Origin of the sequence: Actinomyces sp. MRS3W (genome assembly GCF_032465695.1) — a bacterium.
Lineage (GTDB): Bacteria > Actinomycetota > Actinomycetes > Actinomycetales > Actinomycetaceae > Actinomyces.
Genome location: NZ_JAWDJJ010000104.1, coordinates 1 through 3,200 on the forward strand (window position 1 = coordinate 1; position 3,200 = coordinate 3,200).

4 protein-coding genes are annotated in these 3,200 nt (G+C 70.5%); all 4 read left to right on the plus strand.

Annotation, left to right across the window (positions count from 1 at the left end; translation table 11 throughout):
• The coding region (locus RWX45_RS03250) for a DAK2 domain-containing protein (protein WP_316022346.1) at positions 1 to 240 on the plus strand (240 nt) is incomplete at its 5' end.
• A complete protein-coding gene (dhaM, locus tag RWX45_RS03255; RefSeq protein WP_316022347.1) occupies positions 237 to 656 on the plus strand; it encodes a dihydroxyacetone kinase phosphoryl donor subunit DhaM in 420 nt (139 codons plus the stop codon). The genes RWX45_RS03250 and dhaM, both read left to right, overlap by 4 nt.
• Before the next feature lie 7 nt (positions 657 to 663).
• Positions 664 to 2,145 carry a sodium/proline symporter PutP gene (putP, locus tag RWX45_RS03260; RefSeq protein ID WP_316022348.1) on the plus strand — a complete coding sequence of 494 codons (1,482 nt, stop codon included), beginning with the start codon at positions 664 to 666 and terminating at the stop codon, positions 2,143 to 2,145.
• Positions 2,146 to 2,205: 60 nt separating this feature from the next.
• On the plus strand, positions 2,206 to 3,200 hold a 995-nt coding region (gene amrB, locus RWX45_RS03265; protein WP_316022349.1), incomplete at its 3' end, for an AmmeMemoRadiSam system protein B.

The following is a 3,200-nucleotide window of genomic DNA, read 5'->3' on the forward strand; positions in this document are numbered from 1 at the left end:
GCCCAGGAGGCGCTTCAGGCTCGGGCTGACGCAGACGAAGACGAGGGGACGCTGGCCGCCGCCACCCAGGCGGCCGCCGAGGCCGCAGACGCAGGCCGTCAGGCCACCGAGCCGATGCTGGCGAAGAAGGGGAGGGCCTCCTACCTGGGGGAGCGCTCCATCGGTCATATCGACCCCGGAGCCGCCTCAACCGCCCTCATCGTTCGGGCACTGGCCGACGTCGTCTCGGGTGACGCATGACGGGCCTCGTCATCGTCTCGCATTCGCGCACCCTCGCCGACGCGGCCGCCGCTCTGGCCACCGGCCTCATCCCCGGGCTGACCGCCCCGCTGGAAATAGCGGCAGGCCTGCCCGACGGCAGCCTGGGCACCGACGCCACCGAGATCATGGCTGCGATTGAGCGCGCCGACGACGGCACCGGCGTCGTGGTGCTGGCCGACCTCGGCAGTGGCATTCTCAGCGCCCAGACCGCCCTGGAGCTGCTCGACCCGGAGCTGGCCGGACGCGTGCGCCTCTCCGGCGGAGCGCTCGTCGAGGGACTGGTCGCCGCCTACGCAGCCGCCGGGACCGGTAAGGACCCCGCCGCGGTCCAGGCCGACGCCGACGCCGCCGCTTCGCTTAAACTGCGGCAGGTTGCAGGCCCCCCGCCCCCGTAGGAGAACCATGACCGCCACGACCTTCCAAGCCATCTCCATGATCATCTATTTCGTTGGGATGGTGGCGATAGGTTGGTGGGCCTACGGTCATAACGACTCACTGGACGACTACATGTTGGCGGACCGCGGGCTGGGGCCCGCGGTCACCGCCCTGTCCGCAGGGGCCGCCGACATGTCCGGCTGGTTACTCATGGGGCTCCCGGGTGCGCTGTACGCCAGCGGCCTGGTGGAGGCATGGATCGCCGTCGGGCTGACCGTCGGCGCCTGGCTCAACTGGCGGTACGTGGCTCCCAGGCTGCGTTCCTACACGGAGGTCGCCCAGGACTCCATCACCATTCCCAGCTTCCTGGACAACCGCCTGCACGACGACCGACACCTGCTGCGCTGGGCCAGCGGAGGCGTCATCGTCATCTTCTTCACCTTCTACGTGTCCTCGGGCATGGTGTCGGGCGGCACCTTCTTCGAATCTTCTTTCGGGCTGGATTACCGGCTGGGACTGACCCTAGTTGCCGGCATCACCGTCATGTACACGCTCGTGGGTGGCTTCCTCGCGGTGTCCTACACGGACCTGGTGCAGGGGGTCATGATGGTGGCCGCCCTCGTTGCGGTCCCCATCGTCGGCATTGTCCGCCTGGGCGGGATCAGCCAGACCCTGGCAGCCGTCGGCGAGATCGACCCGCACTACTGGGCCGTGCTCGGTCCCACCACCTCACTGATCGGGATCATCTCCTCGCTGGCCTGGGGATTGGGCTACTTCGGGCAGCCCCACATCATCGTGCGGTTCATGGCACTGCGCAGCCCCCAGGAAGCCACCTCGGGGCGGCGCATCGGCATCGGCTGGATGCTGTTCGCCGTCGCTGGGGCCGCCGCCACCGCGATCGTCGGGGTGGCCATCTACCAGCGTGACGCGGACGCACTGGCCAATCCCGAAACGGTCTTCATCTCCCTGGGGCAGCTGCTCTTCCACCCCCTGATCGCCGGGTTCATGCTCGCAGCCATCCTGGCCGCCATCATGTCGACGATCTCCAGCCAGCTGCTGGTCACCTCCTCGGCCCTCATCGAGGACCTGTACCGGCACATACATCATCGGGAGGTGTCCCAGCGGCGCCTGGTCATGTACTCGCGCTTCGCCGTCCTCACGGTGGCGGTCATCGCCGCGGCCATGGCCTGGACCCCCAATGACACGATCCTGGCGCTGGTCGCCTTCGCCTGGGCCGGATTCGGCGCCTCCTTCGGCCCCACGGTGCTGCTGTGCCTGTACTGGAAGCGACTGACCGCCACCGGAGCCTTCGCCGGTATTGTCACCGGCGCCGTCGTCGTCATGATCTGGGGGAATGTCGCCGGGGGACCGGGCGGCATCTTCGACCTGTACGAGCTCGCCCCCGGCTTTGCCGCGAACCTCCTGGTGGCGTGGGCGGTGTCCCGCGCGGGCCGGCCCGACGCCGCCGTCGCCTCCGAGTTCGACGCCGCGGTTGCTGCCGCGCGCTGAATGGGCTCCCGGCGGCGCGTCCGGGCGGCTATCCTGGAGGGGCTCAAGGGAGAGACCACCATGAAGACCGTCCGCCGCGCCGCCGTCGCCGGAAGCTTCTACCCGGGGGATCCGCGTGCGCTCACCCGTATGCTCGATGAGCTGCTGACCGAGGCCCGCAGCACAGCCCCCTCCGATGCGCCCGTACCCAAGGCCATCATTGTGCCGCACGCCGGCTACATCTACTCCGGGCCCATGGCGGCCCGCGCCTATACCCGCCTCGAGGCGGGCCGGGGGCATATCAGCCGCGTCATCCTGCTCGGGCCGACCCACCGGGTGCCGGTGCGGGGACTGGCCCTGCCCGATGCCGAGCAGCTGGCCACCCCGCTGGGCCTCGTACCGGTCGATGCCGCGGGCTGTGAGCTGGCTGCCGGACTGCCCGGGGTGTGCGTGGCAGGCGAGGTGCACGCCGAGGAACACTCCCTGGAAGTGCAGCTGCCGTTCCTGCAAACCGTTCTCGGCCCGGTGCCTGTTGTGCCGCTGGCGGTGGGCACGGCCCCGGCCAGGATGGTTGCCGACGTCCTCGGTGTGCTGTGGGGCGGGCCGGAGACCCTCATCGTCATTTCCTCCGACCTCTCGCACTACCTGCCGCAGGACCTTGCCGTCAGCGTAGACAGGCAGACCGTGGCGCAGATCCTCGCCCTGGACTCCACCATCACCCACGACCGCGCCTGCGGCGCCACTCCGCTGGACGGCATGCTGCTGGCGGCAAGCGAACGCGGGCTGCGCTCGGAGCTGCTGGGCCGGTGCACCTCCGCAGACACGGCCGGCGACCCCGACCGCGTGGTCGGCTACTGCGCGGTCGCCCTGCACGAGCAGACGCCACCGCAGCCCACCACCGGGGGCGGCGCCACCGCCGCCGCCGAGTTGCCCGAGGACGCCGGAGCCACCCTGCTGCCGCTCGCCCGCCACGCGATCGCCCAGGCGCTCGGTGCCGAGCCGGACGCCGACCTGCTGGCGGGGAAGCCCGCCTGGCTGGCTCGCCCCGGCGCCGCCTTCGTCACGCTGAACCGGGC

Excerpts from the sequence above, each read along its gene's own strand:
- dhaM (WP_316022347.1), top strand. The coding sequence starts at position 237 with ATGACGGGCCTCGTCATCGTCTCGCATTCGCGCACCCTCGCCGACGCG.
- putP (WP_316022348.1), top strand. The coding sequence starts at position 664 with ATGACCGCCACGACCTTCCAAGCCATCTCCATGATCATCTATTTCGTT.